Source organism: Bradyrhizobium sp. CCBAU 53421 (assembly GCF_015291625.1).
Lineage (GTDB): Bacteria > Pseudomonadota > Alphaproteobacteria > Rhizobiales > Xanthobacteraceae > Bradyrhizobium.
Genome location: NZ_CP030047.1, coordinates 2,172,540 through 2,192,549, shown reverse-complemented (window position 1 = coordinate 2,192,549; position 20,010 = coordinate 2,172,540). Strand labels below are relative to the sequence as shown.

At 66.1% G+C, this 20,010-nt stretch carries 20 protein-coding genes; 12 read left to right on the top strand and 8 right to left on the bottom strand.

Going from position 1 to position 20,010, the window contains the following annotated elements; all coding sequences use genetic code 11:
- Positions 1 to 80 precede the first annotated feature (80 nt).
- Complete coding sequence (locus XH92_RS10380; RefSeq protein ID WP_194459129.1) at positions 81 to 1,259, bottom strand: PA0069 family radical SAM protein; 1,179 nt, start codon at positions 1,257 to 1,259, stop codon at positions 81 to 83.
- A gap of 164 nt (positions 1,260 to 1,423) precedes the next feature.
- Between XH92_RS10380 and XH92_RS10375 the strand changes: the two genes are divergently transcribed.
- The 3 genes from XH92_RS10375 to XH92_RS10365 all read left to right on the top strand — a co-directional run bounded on the left by XH92_RS10375 (position 1,424) and on the right by XH92_RS10365 (position 3,187).
- Entirely contained in the window at positions 1,424 to 1,993 is a 570-nt protein-coding gene (locus XH92_RS10375) for a glycosyl transferase (RefSeq protein ID WP_194459128.1), read from the top strand.
- Between the two features lie 100 nt (positions 1,994 to 2,093).
- A complete protein-coding gene (locus XH92_RS10370; protein WP_194459127.1) occupies positions 2,094 to 3,035 on the top strand; it encodes a helix-turn-helix domain-containing GNAT family N-acetyltransferase in 942 nt (313 codons plus the stop codon).
- Positions 3,032 to 3,187 carry an RSP_7527 family protein gene (locus tag XH92_RS10365; RefSeq protein WP_194459126.1) on the top strand — a complete coding sequence of 52 codons (156 nt, stop codon included), beginning with the start codon at positions 3,032 to 3,034 and terminating at the stop codon, positions 3,185 to 3,187. Before XH92_RS10370 ends, XH92_RS10365 begins: the two co-directional genes overlap by 4 nt.
- Positions 3,188 to 3,291: 104 nt before the next feature.
- On the opposite strand, the gene moaB is transcribed toward XH92_RS10365, so the two are convergent.
- On the bottom strand, positions 3,292 to 3,855 hold the full coding sequence (gene moaB / locus XH92_RS10360; protein ID WP_194459125.1) for a molybdenum cofactor biosynthesis protein B: 564 nt from the start codon (positions 3,853 to 3,855) through the stop codon (positions 3,292 to 3,294).
- Between the two features lie 181 nt (positions 3,856 to 4,036).
- Positions 4,037 to 4,975 carry a neutral zinc metallopeptidase gene (locus tag XH92_RS10355; RefSeq protein WP_194459124.1) on the bottom strand — a complete coding sequence of 313 codons (939 nt, stop codon included), beginning with the start codon at positions 4,973 to 4,975 and terminating at the stop codon, positions 4,037 to 4,039.
- Positions 4,976 to 5,356: 381 nt separating this feature from the next.
- On the opposite strand from XH92_RS10355, the gene XH92_RS10350 reads away from it, so the two are divergent.
- The 3 genes from XH92_RS10350 to XH92_RS10340 all read left to right on the top strand — a co-directional run bounded on the left by XH92_RS10350 (position 5,357) and on the right by XH92_RS10340 (position 7,864).
- Positions 5,357 to 6,490: a site-specific DNA-methyltransferase gene (locus tag XH92_RS10350; RefSeq protein ID WP_194459123.1), complete on the top strand. Its 1,134-nt coding sequence runs from the start codon at positions 5,357 to 5,359 to the stop codon at positions 6,488 to 6,490.
- A gap of 224 nt (positions 6,491 to 6,714) precedes the next feature.
- Positions 6,715 to 7,041, top strand: a complete 327-nt coding sequence (locus tag XH92_RS10345) for a hypothetical protein (protein ID WP_194459122.1) — start codon at positions 6,715 to 6,717, stop codon at positions 7,039 to 7,041.
- Between the two features lie 136 nt (positions 7,042 to 7,177).
- Positions 7,178 to 7,864 carry a glutathione S-transferase family protein gene (locus XH92_RS10340; RefSeq protein ID WP_194459121.1) on the top strand — a complete coding sequence of 229 codons (687 nt, stop codon included), beginning with the start codon at positions 7,178 to 7,180 and terminating at the stop codon, positions 7,862 to 7,864.
- 70 nt (positions 7,865 to 7,934) lie between these two features.
- Here XH92_RS10340 and XH92_RS10335 read toward each other — a convergent pair whose 3' ends face one another.
- Positions 7,935 to 8,102, bottom strand: a complete 168-nt coding sequence (locus XH92_RS10335) for a DUF1127 domain-containing protein (RefSeq protein ID WP_194459120.1) — start codon at positions 8,100 to 8,102, stop codon at positions 7,935 to 7,937.
- Between the two features lie 7 nt (positions 8,103 to 8,109).
- Complete coding sequence (locus tag XH92_RS10330) at positions 8,110 to 8,553, bottom strand: nuclear transport factor 2 family protein (protein WP_194459119.1); 444 nt, start codon at positions 8,551 to 8,553, stop codon at positions 8,110 to 8,112.
- 152 nt (positions 8,554 to 8,705) lie between these two features.
- Here XH92_RS10330 and XH92_RS10325 point away from each other — a divergent pair, with 152 nt between their 5' ends.
- Positions 8,706 to 9,620: a LysR family transcriptional regulator gene (locus tag XH92_RS10325; protein WP_194461203.1), complete on the top strand. Its 915-nt coding sequence runs from the start codon at positions 8,706 to 8,708 to the stop codon at positions 9,618 to 9,620.
- A gap of 175 nt (positions 9,621 to 9,795) precedes the next feature.
- Here the strand turns inward: XH92_RS10325 and XH92_RS10320 are convergent, their stop codons facing one another.
- A complete protein-coding gene (locus XH92_RS10320) occupies positions 9,796 to 10,416 on the bottom strand; it encodes a glutathione S-transferase family protein (protein WP_194459118.1) in 621 nt (206 codons plus the stop codon).
- Between the two features lie 171 nt (positions 10,417 to 10,587).
- Here XH92_RS10320 and XH92_RS10315 point away from each other — a divergent pair, with 171 nt between their 5' ends.
- Positions 10,588 to 11,856 carry a flavin-dependent oxidoreductase gene (locus tag XH92_RS10315; RefSeq protein ID WP_194459117.1) on the top strand — a complete coding sequence of 423 codons (1,269 nt, stop codon included), beginning with the start codon at positions 10,588 to 10,590 and terminating at the stop codon, positions 11,854 to 11,856.
- 163 nt (positions 11,857 to 12,019) lie between these two features.
- On the opposite strand, the gene XH92_RS10310 is transcribed toward XH92_RS10315, so the two are convergent.
- Both XH92_RS10310 and mutY read right to left on the bottom strand, forming a co-directional pair.
- Positions 12,020 to 12,439 carry a PaaI family thioesterase gene (locus tag XH92_RS10310; RefSeq protein ID WP_194459116.1) on the bottom strand — a complete coding sequence of 140 codons (420 nt, stop codon included), beginning with the start codon at positions 12,437 to 12,439 and terminating at the stop codon, positions 12,020 to 12,022.
- A gap of 127 nt (positions 12,440 to 12,566) precedes the next feature.
- Entirely contained in the window at positions 12,567 to 13,679 is a 1,113-nt protein-coding gene (gene mutY, locus XH92_RS10305) for an A/G-specific adenine glycosylase (protein WP_194459115.1), read from the bottom strand.
- 140 nt (positions 13,680 to 13,819) lie between these two features.
- On the opposite strand from mutY, the gene XH92_RS10300 reads away from it, so the two are divergent.
- From XH92_RS10300 to XH92_RS10285, 4 genes are all read left to right on the top strand, one after another.
- Positions 13,820 to 14,299 (top strand): DUF721 domain-containing protein, encoded by a 480-nt coding sequence (locus XH92_RS10300; RefSeq protein WP_194459114.1) that lies wholly within the window; start codon positions 13,820 to 13,822, stop codon positions 14,297 to 14,299.
- A gap of 123 nt (positions 14,300 to 14,422) precedes the next feature.
- Positions 14,423 to 15,079: a DsbA family protein gene (locus XH92_RS10295; RefSeq protein WP_194459113.1), complete on the top strand. Its 657-nt coding sequence runs from the start codon at positions 14,423 to 14,425 to the stop codon at positions 15,077 to 15,079.
- Positions 15,080 to 15,425: 346 nt separating this feature from the next.
- Positions 15,426 to 18,890, top strand: coding sequence for a chromosome segregation protein SMC (smc, locus tag XH92_RS10290; protein ID WP_194459112.1), 3,465 nt, complete (start codon positions 15,426 to 15,428; stop codon positions 18,888 to 18,890).
- Positions 18,891 to 19,035: 145 nt separating this feature from the next.
- Complete coding sequence (locus XH92_RS10285; protein WP_194459111.1) at positions 19,036 to 20,001, top strand: small ribosomal subunit Rsm22 family protein; 966 nt, start codon at positions 19,036 to 19,038, stop codon at positions 19,999 to 20,001.
- Positions 20,002 to 20,010: the final 9 nt, after the last annotated feature.

Sequence of the window (20,010 nt, the reverse complement as noted above, 5' to 3'; positions counted from 1 at the left end):
GAAGCGTAATCCGGGAAAGTCTCACCGCCGGCACAAGATCCCGGATTTCGCTTCGCTCCATCCGGGCTACGCCATCTCACCTAGAACAAACTGAGCTGCTGTCCGCTGCGCTTCGGCTTGGCGAAGTGATCGGTGGTCAGCTTGGTGCGCCGCTTGTTGAGCCCGAGCTTCTCGCAGGCGATCTCGAAGCGACGGCCGATCATCCAGGCCATCGGGCCGGTGCCCTTCATCCGCGTGCCCCATTGCGAATCGTAGTCGCGGCCGCCACGCATGTCGCGGATCAGCGTGAAGACGTGGCGGTAGCGGTCGGGATAGTTCGCCATCAGCCATTCGCGGAACAGGTCGCGGACCTCGAGCGGCAGCCGCAGCAGCACGTAGCTCGCCTCCCTGGCGCCGGCATGGGCTGCGGCATCGAGGATGCGCTCGATCTCGGAATCGTTCAGCGCCGGGATCACCGGCGCGACCATCACCGTGGTCGGGATGCCGGCCTCCGCCAGCCGCTTGATCGCCTCGAGCCGCTTCGGCGGCGTCGAGGCGCGCGGCTCCATGGTGCGGGCAAGCTTCGGATCGAGCGTCGTCACCGAGAGCGCGACCTTGGCAAGATTGCGCTTGGCCATCCGCGCCAGGATGTCGATGTCGCGGGTCACCAGCGCCGACTTGGTCACGATGCCGACCGGATGCCCGGCGCGCTCCAGCACCTCGAGGATGCCGCGCATGATCTTCCGGTCGCGCTCGATCGGCTGGTAGGGATCGGTGTTGGTGCCGATCGCGATCATCCGCGCCTCGTAATCGGGCGCCGCCAGCTCCTTCTCGAGCAGCGCGGGCGCATCGGGCTTGGCGAACAGTTTCGACTCGAAATCGAGCCCGGGAGACAGCCCGAGATAGGCGTGGGTCGGCCGCGCGAAGCAATAGACACAGCCATGCTCGCAGCCGCGATAGGGGTTGATCGAGCGGTCGAAGCCGATGTCGGGCGACTCGTTGCGGGTGATCACCTTGCGCGAGGTGTCGAGCGCGACGCTGGTCGTGAACGGCGGCAGGTCTTCGAGGCTCTGCCAGCCGTCGTCGAAGGCGACCCGGGCCTCGGCCTCGTAGCGGCCGCTGGCGTTGGACTGCGCACCGCGGCCGCGCCGCCGCTGGCGCTCGATCGCGACCGCAAGCTCGGGAAATGGGGCAGGAACAGGTGAAGGTGCACCCGCCGGGTTATCGGAGGGCGCCGTTACCGGCGGGTGCTTGAGGGCATGAGAGGATGCTCGGCTCATGCTCTGAAGCTAGCACAGCGCTAGAACAAATCAAGAACACGAGCGGAGAAATTCCACAGAACCTTGCTGCAAAATTCCGCAGGCGAACAGGCTGCTTTGAATATGACAAGGTGATAACACGGCCGGAGTTTCTCGAACCGTTTGAGCCACCGAAGCCTCAAATCATGTTGAGCGTGATCATTCCAACCGACGGGATCGAGCGCACCGCGGTCGCAACATTGGCGGCGCTGGTGCCGGGCGCGGCCGCCGGTGTCATCCGCGAGGTGCTGCTGGTCGACCGTACCGACAGCGACGTGATGGAGCGCGTTGCCGACGTCGCCGGCTGCGGCTTCCTGCGCTTCGAGGGCACGCGCGCCGCAGCGCTGGCGGCGGGCGCACGGCAGGCGCGTTCGCCCTGGCTGATGTTCCTGCATCCGGGCGCGGTGCTCGATGCCGGCTGGATCGAGGAGACCACCCAGTTCATCCAGATGGTGGCGGCAAGCGGCAAGGACCGCGCCGGCATCTTCCGCTACGCCCGCGCGCCCTACACCGACCCCGGCCTGCGCGACGGCCTCAAATTCGTCGCCCGGATGATCACCGGGCCCTCGGCCGAACAGGGCCTGCTGATCGCCCGCGAGCACTACGAGCGGATCGGCGGCTACCGGCCGGACGCACGCCGCTCCGAGGCGCGCCTGCTACGCCGGCTCGGCCGCTCCTCGCGCACCATGCTGCGCAGCCGGATCATGGTCGCTTAGCGCGTTTTCCAGCAATCCCACGGCTCGCCTGAAGGACGCGGGTGAGAACGCGCGACAAAAGCCCTTGCCATTTATTTGATTCCGTCAAATAATATATTTGATGAAATCAAACATCTCGGATGCCACCCTCGACAGCCAGGTTGCCGCGGTCCGCGGCTTCAGCCGGTTCTATACCCGCAAGCTCGGCATCATCGAGCCGAAGCTGCTGCACTCGCCGTTCACGCTGCAGGAAGCGCGGATCATCTACGAGCTCGCGCATCGCGATCACTGCACCGCGACCGACCTGGTGCGCGACCTCGACCTCGACGCCGGCTTTGTCAGCCGCACGCTACAAGCGCTGCAGCGCCGCCAGATCGTGACGCGCAAGCCGTCGAAGACCGACAAGCGTGTCAACGAGGTGGCGCTGACCGCCAAGGGCCGCGCCGCGTCGACCGACCTCGAAAGCCGTTCGCGCGAGGAGGTCGCCACACTGTTGAAGCAGATCGACGGCAACCGCCGCGCGGCGGTGGTGCGAGCGATGAGTACGATCGAACAAGCGTTGGAGCCGACGATGCAGAAACCCACCAGCTTCCTGCTGCGCAGCCACCGTGTCGGTGACATGGGCTGGGTGGTCTCGCGACAGGGACAGGCCTATGCCGAGGAATATGGCTGGGACATCAGCTACGAGGCATTGGTGGCGGAGATCTGCGCGCAATTTCTCAGATCGTTCGATCCGGTCCGCGAGCATTGCTGGATCGCCGAGGTCGACGGCGAGCCGGTCGGTTCGATCTTCCTTGTCAACGGCGGCGACGGTGTCGCGAAGCTGCGGCTGTTGCTGGTCGAGGAGAAAGCGCGCGGGCTCGGCGTCGGCCGCGCCCTGGTGGAGCAATGCATCCGCGCCGCGCGCGAGAAGGGCTACAAGAAGATGACGCTGTGGACCCAGAGCATCCTGCTCGCCGCACGCGGCATCTACGCCCGCGCCGGCTTCCAGCGGGTGAAGGAAGAGAAGCACCACAGCTTTGGCGTCGATCTGGTCGGCGAGACCTGGGAGCTTGAGCTGTGAAGCCGCAGCGCCGCGAGGACGCGCGGCGCGTGACGGCTGAGCTGATCACATTCTACACGCGCAGGGCCCACGCCCTGCGGGCCGAGGCGTATCGCGACGCCGTTCGGGCGCTGTGGCGCGGTCTGGTCAAGGTGATCTGCGGCGGCAGTTGATCAATCTGCACTCGTCATTCCCCGACGCGCAATTGCGCGCCTGAGGGCGCGCCTAGCGCGAGCCCGGAATGACGTGGGAGAACGCGTAGCCCGGATGGAGCGACCTACGCGCTCGACCCTTTCGCCTTCGGGCGGCGCAGGTGCTCGTCGAGCCGCGGCATGATCTCGACGAAATTGCATGGCCGCGTGCGGTAGTCGAGCTGCGCGGCCAGGATGCCGTCCCAGCCGTCGCGGCAGGCGCCGGGCGAACCGGGCAGGCAGAAAATGAAGGTCGCGCCGGCAACGCCGGCGGTGGCGCGGCTCTGGATCGTCGAGGCCCCGATCTTGGCGTGGCTCAGCATGTGGAAGGCGATCGAAAAGCCGTCCATCCGCTTCTCGAACAGCGGCTCGACCGCCTCCGGCGTCACGTCGCGGCCGGTAAAGCCTGTGCCGCCGGTGGTGATGACTGCATCGACGCCGGGGTCCGCGATCCAGCGCCGGATCACGGCGCGGATCGCCTCGACATCGTCGGTGACGATCTCGCGCGCCGCGAGCTTGTGGCCGGCCGCGGTGAGACGGTCGGCCAGCGTGGTGCCCGACTTGTCATCCGCCAGCGAGCGGGTGTCGGAAATCGTCAGCACCGCGATGTTGAGCGGGATGAAGGCTTTGGATTCGTCGATCGAAGACATGGCCTGCTCTCTCACTCCCTCTCCCGCTTGCGGGGGAGGGTTGGGGTGGGGGTGTCACCGCAAGTCATATAGTGGAGAGAGCCCCCACCCGCATCGCATCTTCGATGCGATGCGACCTCCCCCGCAAGCGGGAGAGGTGAACCGAGAACTGCGGCTACGCCCCGGCGATCAATCAACGCGGTTAGCCGCCACCGAACGTGTTGCAGGCCTGCACGGTGCCCTGCTGGTAGCCGGTCATGAACCATTGCTTGCGCTGCGCGGCGGAGCCGTGGGTGAAGGAGTCAGGCACCACCCTGCCCGTCGCTTGCCGTTGCAGCGTGTCGTCGCCGATCGCGTTTGCGGTGGTCAGCGCGGCGTCGATGTCGCCAGCCTCGAGGAAGCCCGGCCGCTTCTTCTCCTCGCGGTTGACCCAGACGCCGGAGAGACAATCGGCCTGCAGCTCGACCTTGACCTGCAGCGCATTGGCCTCGGCCTTGCTGCCGGCCTGCTGCTGCAACCGGTTCACGCGCGGGATGATGCCGAGCAGATTCTGGATGTGATGGCCGGCTTCATGCGCGATGATATAGGCCGCGGTGAATTTGCAGGCGTTGCCCGAGCAGCCGCGGAAGCGTGTCTCGACTTCGCGGAAGAAGCCGGTGTCGAGGAAGATGGTCTTGTCCGGCGGGCAGTAGAACGGTCCCATCGCCGACTGCGCCATGCCGCAGCGCCCGCCATTGGTGGCGTTGCGGAACAGCACGATCTTCGGACCGGTGTAGGTCTGGCCCGAGGCCTGGAATATCTCGCTCCAGCGATCGTCGATCTCGCCGAGTATGCCTGATATCATGCTGCCCATCTCGTCGGTGGGCGCGCCGCGCTTGGCCTGCCCGCCCGACGACTGCCGATCGGTCTGATAGGTCGGCGCCTGGCCACCGCCGGTGAGAATCTCGGCGCCGCCGATCAAGATGCGCGGGTCGATGCCGAAGGCATAACCGAGCAGGCCGAGCACGATGATGGTGCCGATGCCGAGCCCGCCACCGCCGCCCATCGGAATGCCGAAGCCGCCACCACCGCCTCCGCCCATTCCGCCTTCGTCGCGACGGTCTTCGATGTCGTCGCTGCGGCGGAAATCATCATAGCGCATGGCGGTTTCCCTTCATTCCAGTCGGCGCCCCAATGCGGGACACACCAACCTAAAATTTCCATTCTGTTAATCAATATCCTGCCCGGCAAAAATTGCCTAGCCCGTAGACGCGCATCCGCTGCGGTGCGAACGGCTGCATATGACGGCAAATCTACCGGCCGAATCGTGCCGGTTTGATGATCCGCAAAATTTTTCGCCGAACGCGCTGATGTTGCAGCACAACGCCGACCACACTGCGCCATGCCACGCAAAAGATGCTGCAATCTTTTGCATGAACATTTCCAATTAAGTCGATTTTTACTTTGCCGGGTCAATGTGACGCCAGTCGGTTGTTTAGTCCCGCGTCGCCGACAGCGTCGCCTGAGTCAGAGTTCTTGAGTCATGGTAGTGTCGCGTCGCGGGGCGTCTGCAAGGGCGCCCCGCACTAAATTTGAGAGTGCCCCGTCGAGCCACATCGTCATTGGCGATTGCGTGGCCGAGTTGTCGAAGCTTCAGGCCGGCTCGGTCGACCTGGTCTTCGCGGATCCTCCCTACAATCTGCAGCTCAAAGGCGATCTCAAGCGCCCTGACGAATCGCATGTCGATGCCGTCAACGACGACTGGGACAAGTTCTCGTCGTTCGCTGCCTATGACGATTTCACCCGCGCCTGGCTCTTGGCCTGCCGCCGCGTGATGAAGCCGTCGGCAACTTTGTGGGTGATCGGTTCCTATCACAATATCTTCCGCGTCGGCGCGATCATGCAGGACCTCGGCTTCTGGCTCCTGAACGACATCGTGTGGCGCAAGTCCAATCCGATGCCGAACTTCCGCGGCCGCCGCTTCACCAACGCGCACGAGACCATGATCTGGGCCGCGCGCGACGAGAAAGCCAAGGGCTACACCTTCAACTACGAAGCGCTGAAGGCCTCCAACGAGGACGTGCAGGCGCGCTCCGACTGGCTGATCCCGCTGTGCACCGGCGAGGAACGCCTCAAGGGCGACGACGGCAAGAAGGTCCATCCGACGCAGAAGCCCGAGCAGCTGCTTGCCCGCGTGCTGCTGTCGTCGTCCAAGCCGGGCGATCTCGTGATCGATCCGTTCAACGGCACCGGCACCACCGGCGCCGTCGCCAAGCGCCTCGGCCGCAACTATATCGGCTTCGAACGCGACCGGACCTATGCCGCCGCAGCCGAAGCCCGCATCGCCGCGATCGAGCCGCTGCCGGAAGCGACGCTGGCGCCGTTCATGACCGCGCGCGAGGCGCCTCGCGTCGCGTTCTCCGAACTGATCGAACGCGGTATGATCGTCCCCGGCGCGAAGCTCGTCGATGCCAAGAAGCGCCATGGCGCACTGGTGCGCGCCGACGGCGCCATCATGCTCGGCGACAAGGTCGGCTCGATCCACCGCATCGGCGCGGTCGCGCAAGGCTCCGGCGCCTGCAACGGCTGGACCTTCTGGCACGTCGAGACCAAGAACGGCCTCAGGCTGATCGACGAGCTGCGCGCCGAGATCCGCTCCGAGATGGCGGTGGGCTGAGCAAGCCGACTGATCTTTCTCGTCATTCCGCGGGCTCGCGAAGCGAGAGCCCGGAATCCATTGGGCCGCGCTCGCCGCTTCGCGGCGCCCACAGATGCGCAATTGCGCATCGGGGATGACGAGGATGACGAGGATGACGCCGTCTTGAACGCAGGCCGCCTTGTTGCGCCGCGGCCTCGGGCCTACATTGACCTCCGTCACTTGCCGTTTCGATTGGTCGCCCGATGCGAAGACAATCCGAGACCTTGCTGCTGGTGCCGCTGCTGCCGGTCTTCCTGCTCGGCATGTTTCCGATGCTGCTGATCGGCCTGCTCGGATTCTTCGGCCTGATCATTTTCGGCATCCTGCTGATCTGCGTCGGGCTGACGCTCGGCCTCGAGGCGCATGGCGAGTTCAATGAAGAGGTCATCGTGCACGGCTATGCCCGCGGCTCCGAGCGCGCGACGCAGCTTTCCAACCTGCATGCTGCGATCCGCTCCGCCGCCGTGCTGGAGGTCGCGGGACTTGCGCTGGTCGTCGCGGGTATCCTGGGCTTCTTCTGGGCCGGCTGACCAGCGCGCCACGCGACCCTGATTCACAAACTCGTCGCTTGCGCAGCGCAGCGAAATTTGCGCAAGAGGAGCCGGTCTGCGGCCTTCCCCCGCCGCGTCCCGATCTCGCGGTTACAAGAACCAAGGGAGTCCCTTCATGATCAAATTCTATTTCAACGGTGCGCCGAACCCGAACAAGGTCGCGCTGTTCCTGGAAGAATCCGGCCTGCCGTTCGAGGCGATCCCGGTCGACACCCGCAAGGGCGAGCAGTTCGCGCCGGAATTTTTGAAGGTCAACCCGAACGGCAAGGTCCCGGCGATCGACGATGACGGCGTGCTGGTGTTCGATAGCAACGCCATCCTGCTCTACCTTGCCGAGGAGAACGGCAAATTCCTGCCCGCCAACACTCCGGCCAACCGCGCCGCGACGCTGTCCTGGCTGATGTTCATCGCGACCGGCCTCGGCCCATATTCCGGCCAGGCGGTGCACTTCAAGCATTTCGCGCCGAAGGACCTCGACTACGCCAACAACCGCTACCAGTACGAGGCGCATCGCCACTACAAGATCCTCGACGATCATCTGGCGAAATCGCGCTACATGGTCGGCGACAGCTACACGATCGTCGACATGGCGTTCTGGGGCTGGGCGCGGATGGCGCCGTTCATCCTCGGCGAGGAAGGCTACGCGAAGTATCCGAACGTGAAGCGGCTGGTCGACGAGATTTCGGCGCGCCCGGCAGCGGCGCGCGCGATCGCGCTGAAGGACAAGCACACCTTCAAGGCCGAGATGGACGACGCGGCCCGCAACATCATGTTCGGCCACCTCAAGTCCAAGGTGGCGTAAGCCATCACTCAACGCGACACAGGGTGGGCACGCTTGCGCGTTGCCCACCTTGTGCATTTCGCATCGCATCTTACGGCGGCCAGTACGGCCTGCGCGCGCCATCCCGGTCACGATGGCAGATGTCGGCGCGGCAGAGGCCGATGTCTTGCAGTTCGCGTTCGTGCATGGCAGCGAGTTGCCGCCATGCGCGCCGGTCCTCACGCCATCGCCGGATCGAGGCCAGCGCTGCCGCGGCCATCAGCGCTTCAACCCGCCGCGCGAACCGCGGCCGCCGGAAACGGGCCGAGCGCCTTCTCGGTCAGCACCGAATCGCAATATTCCCGCACCTCCTTGATCCGGCCGCCGTCGAAGCGGAACACCAGGCAGTAGTCGTTGTCGTAACGCTGGCCTTCCTTGGTCAGGTTATTGCCCTTGGCCTCGACCACGACGATATCGCCGTCGGCGATGATGCGATGAGCGACGGTGCGGGTCCGTTCCACCAGCCGGGAGCGGACGTGCCCATGCAGATCGTTCATGATCGACTGCTTGCCGGTGAAGGTGCGCGACCAGGAATATTGCCCGGTCACGGTCCAGGTTGCATCGTCGGCAAGCGTCGTCATGAACAGCGATTTCTCGCGCACCGCGGGATCGGGATTGCTCGCGACCACGAATATCTCCTGCACCAGTTTCTTGTTGTCGGCTGCGCTCATGGCGCGTCTCCTTGCGATTGGGTTGGCTCTGACGTCAGGCGCTTGCTCACGCGAACCGGTAACCGCTTCGCGTCAAAACGCCTTACCTGCCAACCATGCGGCTCCAATCCACATTCTTCCAATCGATATGTGGTATGATATATATTCACCTGATGAATTTGAATTCGCTTGACCTCAATCTGTTGGTTGCGCTCGACGCCCTGCTGCGCGACGCCAATGTCAGCCGCGCCGCGATGCGGCTCAATTTGTCGCAGCCGGCGACCAGCCACGCATTGCAGCGGCTGCGCGACCTGATCGGCGATCCGCTCCTGGTGCGCAACGGCGCGCGGATGGAGCTGACGCCGCGGGCACAGGCGCTGCGTTCGCCACTGGCACAGGCGCTCGACCAGGTGCGCACGCTGTTCGTCTCCGATGATTTCGACCCCGCGCGCAGCGAGCGGCATTTCCGCCTGATGATGCCCGACCTCGCGGTCGAGCTGTTGATGCCACCGCTGATGGAGAAGGTGACGCAGCTGGCGCCAAACGTCACCATCGACGTCGTGCCATGGCGGAGCTCCACGATCTTCACGCCGGACTTCGCCCGCACCATCGATCTCGTGATCTCGATCGGCAATTCCTTCAAGGGCTTTCACCGCCAGCGCCTCTACACCGACATCGATGCGCTCGCGGTGCGGCGCGGCCATCCCGTCGGCAGCAAGCTCAGGAAGCGCGAAGCGTTCCTCGCTGCGCGCCATGTCGCCGTGATCATCCGCGGCCACAACGAGGATCTGATCGATACCTGGCTGCGCACCAAGGGCATCCAGCGGCGGATCGCGCTGGTGGTGCCGGGCTATATCGAGGCGCTGCACGTCACCGCGCGCACCGACCTCGTCGCCTTCGTGCCGCGCCGGCTGATCGCCGCGCTGGCGAAACAATTATCGCTGCTGACGGTGACGCCGCCGCTCGATCCCGGGATCGACGAGCAGCACATGTTCTATCCGACCCGGGCCCAGATGGATCCCGGTTCGATCTGGCTACGCCGGCTGATGCTGGAGACTGGACGGGAGCTGGAGACGCGGAAGGTATGACGGCGCGCTCTCTCCACACGTCGTCCCGGCGAAGGCCGGGACCCATAACCCCAATTGTGAATTGGATATGAAGGGCTGTGGCCCCAGCGTCGCGCCACAACTGAGATTTGTGGTTATGGGTCCCGGCCTTCGCCGGGACGACACCGAGTTATTGGCTTCCGCTTAGCGCTCTGCCCTACACCCTCTGCTCGGCCAGCACCTTCTGCACCGCAGGGCGCTGCTCCATCGCCGCGCGATGCGCCTTCACCTTGGGCAAGGTCGCGATGTCGACCCCGTCGCCGTCGAGCCAGAGCGTGAGCGTGTAGAGATAAGCATCGCCCACGGTGTAGTTCTCGCCCATCACCCACGGCCCCTTCAGCATGTCGCGCTCGATCAGGTTGAAGCAGGCGCCCATGGTCTTCGGCACCATCCCCTTCATGTCGGCGAACGACGTTTCCTGCGTCGCCCAGCGCGCGCCGCGCATCTTGTGGGCGTGGCAGACATGCACCGTCGAGCAGAGATAGGAATTGAAGGCCTGCATCCTGGCGAATTCGAAGGCGTCGTCGAGCGGCGCGAGCTTGGCCTGCGGATAGGTCTGCGCGATGTAGGCCAGCATCGCCGGCGTCTCCGTCAGCACGCCGCGATCGGTCACCAGCGACGGCACGCGGCCCTTCGGATTGATCTTCAGATATTCCGGGCTGTTCTGCTGGTTGACCTTGAAATCGAGCCGCTCGACCGAATAGGGCGCGCCGGCCTCGGCCAGTGCGATGTGGGACGCGAGGGCGCAGGTGCCGGGGGCGGTGTAGAGCTTGAGCATGTCGTTGTCCTCTGCGGGCCTTGTCGGTTCGTTGCGAACCCGGCCTGGCTTGTTATGAGATGCGGCGGACGTTAGCGGCAGCCCCCCTTGCCGTCCACCCCGCGCCGTGCCGCGGACCTTGCCCGCGGCGGGGCCGCCATGCGATGACCTTGGCCAATCGGGAGGCTTCTCATGACTGTGCTCATTGCAGGTGGCGGAATTGGCGGGCTGACGCTGGCGCTCAGCCTGCACCAGATCGGCGTGCCGTGCCGCGTGTTCGAAAGCGTGCCTGAGCTCAGGCCGCTCGGCGTCGGCATCAACGTGCTGCCGCATGCGGTGCGCGAACTGATCGAGCTCGGCTTACACGACGTGCTCGACGCATCCGCGGTGCGCACCCGCGAGCTCGCCTATTTCTCCAAGCACGGCAAGCCGATTTGGAGCGAGCCGCGCGGGCTCGAGGCCGGCTATAAATGGCCGCAATTCTCAATCCATCGCGGCCGGTTGCAGCAGCTGCTGCTCGACGCCGCGACCGAACGGCTGGGCGCTGCGAACATCCTGACCAGCCATCACCTCACCGGCTGGACCGAGACCACGGGCGGCGTACGCGCCGACTTCATCGACAAGGCGACCGGCAAGCCCGCCGGCAGTTATGACGGCGCGGTGCTGATCGCCGCCGACGGCATCCATTCGGCGGTGCGCGAGAAGCTTTATCCGCAGGAAGGGCCGCCGATCTGGAACGGCCGCATCCTGTGGCGCGGCATCACCCGCGGCAATGCCTTCCTGACCGGCCGCACCATGATCATGGCGGGCCACGAGAGCCTGAAATTCGTCTGCTATCCGATCTCGAAGGAGGCCGGCGCCGACGGCAAGTTCGACATCAACTGGGTCGCCGAGCGCCACATGCCGCCGACCTATCAATGGCGCCGCGAGGACTATAACCGCACGGCAAAACTCGACGAGTTCCTGCCGTGGTTCGAGAGCTGGAATTTCGACTGGCTCGATGTGCCCGGGCTGATCCGGAACTGTCCGCACGCCTACGAATATCCGCTGGTCGATCGCGATCCGATCCCACAATGGACCTTCGGCCGCGTCACGCTGATGGGCGACGCCGCGCATCCGATGTACCCGATCGGCTCCAACGGCGCCTCGCAGGCGATTCTGGATGCGCGCACGCTGACGCGCGAGATTTTGGCACATGGCCCGACGCAGGCGGCGCTGTCAGCCTATGAAGCCGAACGGCGGCCGGCGACCACTGATCTCGTAATGCTGAACCGCCGCAACGGCCCGGAGCAGGTGATGCAGCTGGTCGAGGAGCGCGCGCCCAACGGCTTTGGCGTCGTCACCGAGGTGCTGTCGCAGCAGGAACTGGAAGACATCGCCGCCAACTACAAGCGCGTCGCCGGCTTCCAGGTCGAGGGACTGAACGCCAAGCCGCCAATCGTGCGGCGGGCAGGTGCGTAACTGCTGCGTGCATTAAAGCGCCGCTCTATGATTCCGTCACCCTGAGGAGCCGCGAAGCGGCGTCTCGAAGGGTGCACGGCCCGGCCGGTGGCCGTCGACCCTTCGAGACGGCCGCTACGCGGCCTCCTCAGGGGTGACGGGACATGCTTGAGCGCAAGCGGCCCTACCGCAACGCCCGCGCCGCCTCCACCAGGCGGATGCTGCTGCTCGCCGTCGCCAGCAACGTGCCGTCTTCCGCGGTCAGCCGGCCCTCGACAAAGGCGATGGTCTTGCCGAGCTGCGTCACGGTCGCCTCGCCGGTGATCGGCCCGGGCTTGGCCGGCGCCAGGAAATTCACCGTCATCGTGATGGTCGTGGTGAACAGCCTGCCCTCGGTCATGATGAACACCGCCGGGCCCATCGTGTCGTCGAGCATCGAAGACAGCATGCCACCCTGGATGAAGCCGGCCGGATTGCAGAAGTCCGGCTTGCCGTCGAACACGATCCTGATCCAGCCGTCCTGCGGGCGTGCGTCGGCCACGTGCCAACCCAGCAGCTTTGCGACTGGCGGCATCGGGATGCGGTCGAGTGCGGTTGCGATCATGGCGGCCTCCGTTTTGGAAGTCGTAACCGAGACCTGCTGCCAGCATGGTGTCAGCAGATCAGCGCATGATCCGGAAAAATGGGAACCGGTTTTCCGAAGAGATCATGCTCAAAAAAATGAGCCGGCGTCAGAGATCCAGCCCGTGCGCGATGGCCTTGCGCATCACGTTGGGAAACGCCTCGCCGTCCAGCGTCGCCACCGGCACCCAGCGCATGCCCTCCGGCGCGCGGGTCCGCGCTGGAACGCTGGCGGTGTAGATCACGAGCTCCAATGGAAAATGCGTGAACACGTGAGTGACGACGCCGGTCCTGCGGTGCCAGCGCGTGACGCCCTTGAGTTCCGGCGCCTGTGCCAGCGCGGCAGCATCCGCCTGCCCGGCCAGCCATTGCGAGCCCGGCACCTCGGTCATGCCGCCGAGCAGGCCCTTGTCCGGGCGCGAACGCACCAAAAGCTCGTCGCCGCGCGTCACCACGAAGGCGGCGCCGCGGCGGAGCGTGCCGGTCTTCTTCGGTGCCTTGCGCGGGAACGTCTCCTGGTCGCCGCGGATGCGGGCCGCGCAATCGTCATTCAGCGGACACAATGCGCAGGCCGGCTTCTTCGGCGTGCAGATCGTGGCGCCGAGGTCCATCAGCGCCTGGGCGCTGTCGCCGGCGCGAGCGTTCCCGTCGCCGGCGCGGGACGGGCCGAGCAATGTCGCGGCCATCTCCTTGATCAGCGGCTTGGCCTGCGGCAGCGCCTCCTCGATGGCGTAGAGCCTGGTGACCACGCGCTCGATATTGCCGTCGACCGGCATGGTGCGGCGGTCGAACGCGATCGCGGCGATCGCCGCCGCGGTGTAGGGCCCGATGCCCGGCAGCGCGCGCAGGCCCTCCTCGGTGTCCGGAAAGACCCCACCATGCTCGCTCAGCACCGCGACTGCGCAGGCATGCAGGTTGCGCGCCCGCGAATAATAGCCGAGCCCGGCCCACATCCTTAAGACGTCGTCGAGCGAGGCGCGGCCGAGCGCCGTGACGGTTGGCCAACGCGACAGGAATTTCTCGAAATAGGGCCCGACCGCCCTGACCGTGGTCTGCTGCAGCATGATCTCCGACAGCCAGACGCGGTACGGATCCGCCCGCTCCCCGGCCGCGGCGCGCCACGGCAGCGTCCGGCGATGCCGGTCGTACCAGGCGAGCAGCCGCGCCGGGCGGCTGGCTTGCTGGTCGGTCGATTTGGTCTTGGCGGCCGCGCGAGAGCTCATGGACCTATCTTAAGGCACATCCCGCGACGTCATGCCCGGACTTGGCCCGGGCATCCACGCCTTTCTTATCCTGGACTGAAGCGCGGCCACATTGATGAACACGGTTTCGGCACCATCGCCACCGCTGCTATAAGCTCTTCATGTCCAAACCCGGTCCGATCAGCGCAAAACCCCTGTCGATCCTGCTCAACGACGTCTTCAAGGACGCCTATGCCAAGCAGGGATTTGCCGCGCGCGAACTGGTGACGCGCTGGACCGAGATCGCGGGCGAGAGGATCGCGCCCTATTGCGAACCCCTGAAGATCCAGTGGCCGCGCCCGGTGGAGGGGCAGCCGCAGGAGCCGGCGACCTTGGTGCTGCGGGTCGAGGGACCGATGGCGCTGGAGATCCAGCATTCATCCGACGTCATCCTGGAGCGGGTCAACCGCTTCTTCGGCTGGCACGCGGTCGGCCGCTTGACCATTCGGCAGGCGCCGCTGTCGCGCCGCAGCCGCCCCGCCCGGCCGCGCCCGCCCGACGCCAAAATCGTGGCCCGGGAGGCGGCAAAGCTCGAGGCCGTGGAGGACGCCGATCTGCGCGCAGCGCTGGCCCGGCTGGGCGCCTCGATCAAGCGAAATTGACGCTTTTCGCAGGCACGGCCGCGAGACCCCGGCATTGCCACAATGGTCGTTTCAAGCTAGCGAAGGCTTCTTTTTCGGGACCCCCTTCATTGTGGCGTGAACGCGCCAATCCGGGAGCTGACCTTGATCATCACGCGCCGCGCTTTCACCACCGCTCTTTCGCTGACCGGGCTTGCCGCCCTCGCCGGCCTGTCGCCGCTGCGGCTGATCACGGACGCGTTCGCGCAGACCGCCGCCGAGGTCGCCAAGCCGCAGTCGCTGCCGGACATGGGGCTCGGTCCGGCTGACGCCAAGGTGACGATCATCGAATACGCCTCGATGACTTGCCCGCATTGCGCCAATTTCAACGAGACCGTGTTCCCGAAGATCAAGTCGACCTACATCGACTCGGGCAAGGTCCGTTACGTGTTCCGCGAATTCCCGCTCGACATCAAGGCTGCCGCCGGCTCGATGCTGGCGCGCTGCATCGCCAAGGACGACGCGCCGAAATTCTTCGCCGTGATCGACCTGCTGTTCCGCCAGCAGAATGACTGGGTGGTCAAGAACACCACCGAGACGCTGACGCGGATCGGCAAGCAGGCCGGCCTGAGCCAGCAGCAGGTCGAGGACTGCCTGAAGGATCAGACGCTGCTCGACAAGATCGCCGCCGACCAGAAATACGCCAACGAGGTGCTGAAGGTGAACTCGACGCCGACCTTCTTCGTCAATGGCGAAATGCTGAAGGGCGAGACCTCGTTCGAGGAGTTCAGCAAGCACATCGATCCGCTGCTGAAGAGCTGATCAGGCTCCCTTGCGAATCTGACGTCGTCGTGCCCGATTCGGGTCGGGCACGATAATTGTGGATGACTTGCGATGACGGCATGCGGCCGTCGCATTATTTCGCTGTTGAAAACCTGATTCGCGCGATGCGAATCTTCGAGGACATGCAGAGGCCACAAAAGCCCTGCAAATCCCTTGTAAATCCCTTGGGAAAAGCTTGGTCGAGCGGTTGCCCTGACGCACTCGCATCGCCATTGTCGCCGCTCATGAGAGCTGCACGCAGCTATTCACCCCAGACACCGACATTGCCTTCCATGGTATTGTCACGGCAGGGAGATTCGCGCCCGGCCAAACGAGATTTGTGTACATGAAGCTCACGCGCCTCCGCCTGCACGGTTTCAAGTCGTTCGTTGAACCCACCGATTTCATGATCGAGCCGGGCCTGACCGGCGTCGTCGGACCGAACGGCTGCGGCAAATCCAATCTCGTCGAAGCGCTGCGCTGGGCGATGGGCGAGACCTCGCACAAGTCGCTGCGCGCCGCCGACATGGATGCGGTGATCTTCGCCGGTTCCGGCAACCGCCCGGCGCGCAACCACGCCGAAGTGGTGATGACGATCGACAATTCCGATCGCTCCGCACCGGCCGCTGTCAACGACAGCCAGATCCTCGAAATCTCCCGCCGCATCGAGCGCGAGGCCGGCTCGGTCTACCGCATCAACGGCCGCGATGTACGCGCCCGCGACGTGCAGATCCTGTTCGCCGACGCCGCCACCGGCGCGCGCTCGCCGGCCCTCGTCCACCAGGGCAAGATCGGCGAAATCATCCAAGCCAAGCCCGAGCAGCGCCGCCGCGTACTGGAAGACGCCGCCGGCGTCGCCGGCCTGCATGCCCGCCGTCACGAGGCGGAACTGCGGCTCAAGGCGGCCGAAACCAACCTCACCCGCGTCGAGGACGTGATCGGCCAGCTCACCGGCCAGATGGAAGGCCTGAAGAAGCAGGCGCGCCAGGCGATCCGCTACCGCGAGGTTGCGGCCAAGGTGCGCAAGTCCGAAGCCATGCTGTTCCACCTGCGCTGGATCGGGGCCAATGCCGACGTCAACGACGCCGCGCACACCCATGACCTCGCCGTGCGCGAGATGGCGGAGCGCACCCAGCATCAAGCGGAAGCCGCGCGCATCCAGGCGATCCGCGCCACCGAACTGCCGGCGCTGCGCGACGCCGAGGCCCGCGCCGCTGCCGGCCTGCAGCGCCTCACCAATGCGCGCGAGATGCTCGACCGCGAGGAACAGCGTGCCAAGGAGCGCGTCGGCGAGCTCGATCGCCGCCTCACCCAGTTCGCCCAGGACATCGCGCGCGAGCAGCAGCAGACCTCGGATGCCGACATCGCGCTGCAGCGGCTCGACACCGAAGACGCCGAGCTGAAGGAAGAGATCAAGTCGCGGGTCGAGAAGCGCTCCGGCGTCGACGAGCGCGTCTCCGAGGCCGAGGAGATCCTGGCCGCGACCGAGCGCCAGTTCTCCGAACTCACCACCCAGCTCGCCGACCTCACCGCCAAGCGCAACCAGCTCGAAGCCGGCGTGCGCACGCATCGCGACCGGCTGGCGCGGCTCGATCAGGAGATCGCCAGCGTCCAGGCCGAGGAAACCAGGCTCGCGCAGGAGACCGGCAATCTCGGCGACATCGACGCGCTCGCCGCCGCCATGGAGATGGCGCAGCAGACGCTCGCCGAATCCGAGGCCGCGGTGCAGGAAAGCGAGGCGCATCACGCCGCCGCGCGGCAGACGCTGGAAGCCTCCCGCAATCCGCTCGTCGAAGCGGAGAAGCGCGTGCAGCGGCTCGAGACCGAAGCCCGCACCATCTCCAAGCTCGTCACCAGCGAGACCAAGAATCTGTGGCCACCGATCATCGACGGCATCACGGTCGCCAAGGGCTATGAGAAGGCGATCGGCGCCGTGCTCGGCGACGATCTCGACGCGCCGGTGGATTCGTCGGCGCCGATGCGCTGGACCAATGTCGGCGAAGCCGCTGATGATCCGTCGCTGCCCGATGGCGTCGAACGGCTGGCCGATCATGTCCAGGCGCCGCCGGAACTGGCCCGTCGTCTGGCCCAGATCGGCGTGGTGGCCAAGGAGCGCGGCGCTGAGCTGGTGTCGCAGCTGAAGACCGGCCAGCGGCTGGTGTCGCTCGAAGGCGACGTCTGGCGCTGGGACGGCTTTGTCGCCGACGCGCATGCGCCGACCGGCGCCGCCCGCCGCCTCGCCGAGCGCGCCCGCCTGGTCGATATCGAGCATGAGCTGGAACAGGCCCGTATCGATGCCGCCGCCAAGCGCCAGGCGCTGGAGACGGCTGAGGAAGAACTGCGCTCGGCATCCGCCGCCGAGGGTGCTTCGCGCGAAGCCGTGCGCGCCGCCCGCCGCGAGACCGACGCCGCGCGTGAGTGCCATGCCGCGACCGAACGCGAGATCAACCGCCACTCCGCGCGCAAATCGGCGCTGACCGAAGCGCACAGCCGCGTCGCCGCCGACCGCGCCGAGGCTGAAGCCGCGCATGAGAGCGCAGTTGCCGCGCTGTCCGAACTGCCGCCTGGTGTCGAGACCGAAGCCCAGCTTGCGGCGGTTCGCGCCGAGATCGACAATCAGCGCCGTGCCGCAGCGCAGGTCCGCGCCGAAGCGCAGGCGCTGGCCCGCGAAGCCGAACTCGCCGACCGCCGCGTCCAGGCGATCGTTGCCGAGCGCAATGAATGGCAGAACCGCAAGACCAGCGCCGCGTCCCAGGTCGAGACCGTCGAGGCCCGCATCGCCGAAGTGTCGGCCGAGCGCGAGGAACTCGCCAACGCGCCGGAGGTGTTCGCCGAGAAGCGCAGCGCGCTGATCACGGAGATCGAGCACGCCGAGGGCGATCGCCGCATCGCCGCCGACGCGCTGGCGACCGCCGAAGCCGCGATGGCCGAAACCGACCGCGTCGCCAAGGCTACGCTCGAAGCCCTCTCCTATTCCCGTGAGGCAACCGCGCGCGCCGAGGAGCGCATGGAAGGCACCCGCCGCCGTCTCGCCGATATCGAGCGCGAAATCCACGACATGCTCGAGGTCGAGCCGAGCGCGGTCGTGGGCCTCGCCGAGATCGAGCCGGGCCAGGAGCTGCCGCCGGTCACGCAGGTCGAGGAGGAACTCGAGAAGCTGCGGCGCGACCGCGAGCGGCTGGGTGCCGTCAACCTGCGCGCCGAGGAAGAACTCAAGGAAGTCGAGACCCAGCACACTGCGCTGACCACCGAACGCGACGACCTCGTCGAGGCGATCAAGCGGCTGCGCCAGGGCATCCAGAGCCTCAACCGCGAAGCGCGCGAGCGCCTCTTGACCTCGTTCGAGACCGTCAACAACCACTTCAAGCGGCTGTTCACCGAGCTGTTCGGCGGCGGCGAAGCGGCGCTGCATCTGATCGAGAGTGACGATCCGCTCGAGGCCGGCCTCGAGATCATCGCCAAGCCGCCCGGCAAGAAGCCGCAGACGCTGTCGCTGCTGTCAGGCGGTGAGCAGGCGCTGACGGCGCTGGCGCTGATCTTCGCGGTGTTCCTCACCAACCCGTCGCCGATCTGCGTGCTGGACGAAGTCGACGCGCCGCTCGACGACCACAACGTCGAGCGGTTCTGCACCCTGCTGAACGAGATGACCGGCTCGACCGAGACCCGCTTCATCATCATCACGCACAATCCGATCACGATGGCGCGGATGAACCGGCTGTTCGGCGTCACGATGGCCGAGCGCGGCGTGTCGCAGCTGGTGTCGGTCGACCTGCAGGGCGCGGTCGATATCCTCGACCAGAACGTGGCGTAGGCCGACGTCGGAACACCTCGGGCCGATGCGAGGCCTCTTGGTCTCGTCATTGCGAGGAGCGATAGCGACGAAGCAATCCATGCCTCAGCACCCGGCGCGATGGATTGCTTCGCTCCGCTCGCAATGACGTGGGATAGTCCGTCACATGACCTCTCCTGATCTTCCCGCCGAACTGCGCGCAGCCCTCAACGTCCGGCTCGAAGGCCTATCGCGCAGCGACGCCGCGGGCCGCGCTGCGGTGATCTCGCAGACCTATCGGGAGGGCGGCGGCTCCGGGACGATCCGGACCGAGACCGATGCGCTGGCCTACGCGCTGGCGCGGATGCCGGCGACGTACGCTGCCGTGGTGGCGAGCCTCAATGCACTCACCGAGATCAGGCCAAACTTCGCGCCGGCGAGCCTGCTCGATGTCGGCGCCGGTCCGGGGACCGCGACCTGGGCGGCCGCGGAGGCGTTCACTTCGCTCAAGGGCTTCACCCTGCTCGACGCCAATGGCGCATTGCGGACGCTGGCCGAGGGGCTGTTTCACGGCAGCATCCGCCTGCACGGCACCAGCTATCAACTCGGCCAGGCCCGCGCCTTGCTGGACAAAGCCGACCCGGCCGATCTCGTGATCGCCAGCTACATGATCGGCGAGCTCGGCGACGCCGAGCGCACGGCACTGGCCGATGCGCTGTGGTCAAAAACCACCGACACGCTGCTGGTCGTCGAACCCGGCACGCCCGCGGGCTATGCGCGGATCATCGCATTGCGCGCACGATTGATCGCCGCCGGCGCGAATGTCACAGCCCCCTGCCCACATGACGGCGGCTGCCCGCTGGTCGCGCCCGATTGGTGCCATTTCTCGCAGCGCTTGCAACGCTCGCGCGCGCACAAGCAGGTCAAGGGCGCCGACGCTCCGTTCGAGGACGAGCGCTTCGCCTATGTCGCGCTGAGCCGCGCGCGCGTTGAGAACAGGCGGTCGCGCGTGCTGGCGCAGCCGGATGTCGGCAAGGTCGAGGTTGCGGCAAAGCTGTGCACGCCCGAGGGCGTCGTCGTCGCCAGGGTGCCCCGCCGTGCCAAGGCCGATTACGCCAGCGCGCGGCGCTGGCGCTGGGGCGATGCGGTTTAGCCATCTACT

Bases quoted from the DNA above. Each gene is read 5' to 3' on its own strand.
- XH92_RS10370 (WP_194459127.1), top strand. From the start codon at position 2,094: ATGAAATCAAACATCTCGGATGCCACCCTCGACAGCCAGGTTGCCGCG.
- XH92_RS10325 (WP_194461203.1), top strand. From the start codon at position 8,706: ATGAATTTGAATTCGCTTGACCTCAATCTGTTGGTTGCGCTCGACGCC.
- XH92_RS10310 (WP_194459116.1), bottom strand. From the start codon at position 12,439: ATGATCGCAACCGCACTCGACCGCATCCCGATGCCGCCAGTCGCAAAG.
- XH92_RS10345 (WP_194459122.1), top strand. From the start codon at position 6,715: ATGCGAAGACAATCCGAGACCTTGCTGCTGGTGCCGCTGCTGCCGGTC.
- XH92_RS10300 (WP_194459114.1), top strand. From the start codon at position 13,820: ATGTCCAAACCCGGTCCGATCAGCGCAAAACCCCTGTCGATCCTGCTC.
- XH92_RS10375 (WP_194459128.1), top strand. From the start codon at position 1,424: ATGTTGAGCGTGATCATTCCAACCGACGGGATCGAGCGCACCGCGGTC.
- XH92_RS10320 (WP_194459118.1), bottom strand. From the start codon at position 10,416: ATGCTCAAGCTCTACACCGCCCCCGGCACCTGCGCCCTCGCGTCCCAC.
- XH92_RS10350 (WP_194459123.1), top strand. From the start codon at position 5,357: ATGGTAGTGTCGCGTCGCGGGGCGTCTGCAAGGGCGCCCCGCACTAAA.
- XH92_RS10285 (WP_194459111.1), top strand. From the start codon at position 19,036: ATGACCTCTCCTGATCTTCCCGCCGAACTGCGCGCAGCCCTCAACGTC.
- moaB (WP_194459125.1), bottom strand. From the start codon at position 3,855: ATGTCTTCGATCGACGAATCCAAAGCCTTCATCCCGCTCAACATCGCG.
- XH92_RS10380 (WP_194459129.1), bottom strand. From the start codon at position 1,259: ATGAGCCGAGCATCCTCTCATGCCCTCAAGCACCCGCCGGTAACGGCG.
- smc (WP_194459112.1), top strand. From the start codon at position 15,426: ATGAAGCTCACGCGCCTCCGCCTGCACGGTTTCAAGTCGTTCGTTGAA.
- XH92_RS10335 (WP_194459120.1), bottom strand. From the start codon at position 8,102: ATGGCCGCGGCAGCGCTGGCCTCGATCCGGCGATGGCGTGAGGACCGG.
- mutY (WP_194459115.1), bottom strand. From the start codon at position 13,679: ATGAGCTCTCGCGCGGCCGCCAAGACCAAATCGACCGACCAGCAAGCC.
- XH92_RS10315 (WP_194459117.1), top strand. From the start codon at position 10,588: ATGACTGTGCTCATTGCAGGTGGCGGAATTGGCGGGCTGACGCTGGCG.
- XH92_RS10355 (WP_194459124.1), bottom strand. From the start codon at position 4,975: ATGCGCTATGATGATTTCCGCCGCAGCGACGACATCGAAGACCGTCGC.
- XH92_RS10340 (WP_194459121.1), top strand. From the start codon at position 7,178: ATGATCAAATTCTATTTCAACGGTGCGCCGAACCCGAACAAGGTCGCG.
- XH92_RS10330 (WP_194459119.1), bottom strand. From the start codon at position 8,553: ATGAGCGCAGCCGACAACAAGAAACTGGTGCAGGAGATATTCGTGGTC.